This window comes from Bradyrhizobium sp. BR 10289, from assembly GCF_019455385.1.
Taxonomy (GTDB): domain Bacteria; phylum Pseudomonadota; class Alphaproteobacteria; order Rhizobiales; family Xanthobacteraceae; genus Bradyrhizobium.
On sequence record NZ_JACOFR010000054.1, the window covers coordinates 1 to 961 of the forward strand.

Here is a 961-nt window from a genome sequence, read left to right on the forward strand (position 1 = left end):
AGCACGGCGATGGTCTTGCCGCGCAAGCTACCGCCGAGCGCCTGGCTCACCTTGCGCGCCATCGCGCGCTTGCGATTCTCGTTCACGGCCAGCACGGATTCGACGATGCGCAGATTGACGTCGTAGTCCTGCGCGATCTTGATCAGCGCCTTGGTGTCCTTCGGAAAGCACGAGCCGCCGAAGCCCGGGCCGGCGTGCAGGAATTTGGTGCCGATGCGGTTGTCCAGGCCAATGCCACGCGCGACCTCCTGCACATTCGCGCCGACCTTTTCCGAGAGGTCCGCGATCTCGTTGATGAAGGTGATCTTGGTCGCGAGGAAGGCGTTGGCGGCGTATTTGATCATCTCGGCGGTGCGGCGCGCGGTGAACATCAGCGGCGCCTGGTTCAGCGACAGCGGACGGTAGATGTCGCCCATCACCTTGCGGCCGCGCTCGTCGGAGGTGCCGACCACGACGCGGTCGGGGAATTTGAAATCACGGATCGCCGCGCCCTCGCGCAGGAATTCGGGGTTGGAGGCGACGACGACGTCTGCGTTGGGATTGGCCTCGCGGATGATGCGCTCGACCTCGTCGCCGGTGCCCACGGGCACGGTCGACTTGGTCACCACGACGGTGAAGCCGGAGAGCGACTGCGCGATCTCCTTCGCGGCCGCGTAGACGTAGGAGAGATCAGCATGCCCATCGCCGCGGCGCGACGGCGTGCCGACCGCGATGAACACCGCGTCTGCCTCCGCAACCGGCTTGGACAGGTCGGTGGTGAAGTCGAGCCGCTTGGCCTTGACGTTGCTCGCGACCAGCTCGTCGAGGCCGGGCTCATAGATCGGGATCTCGCCGCGATGGAGTGCCGCGATCTTCCTCTCGTCCTTGTCGACGCAGGTGACGTCGTGACCGAAATCCGCAAAGCAGGCTCCGGACACCAGTCCCACATAGCCCGTTCCGATCATCGCGATTCGCATGAAAA

General features: G+C 64.9%; 1 protein-coding gene. It reads right to left on the reverse strand.

Going from position 1 to position 961, the window contains the following annotated elements; all coding sequences use genetic code 11:
* The coding region (locus HYH08_RS37290) for a UDP-glucose dehydrogenase family protein (protein ID WP_220014806.1) at positions 1–956 on the reverse strand (956 nt) is incomplete at its 3' end.
* Positions 957–961: the final 5 nt, after the last annotated feature.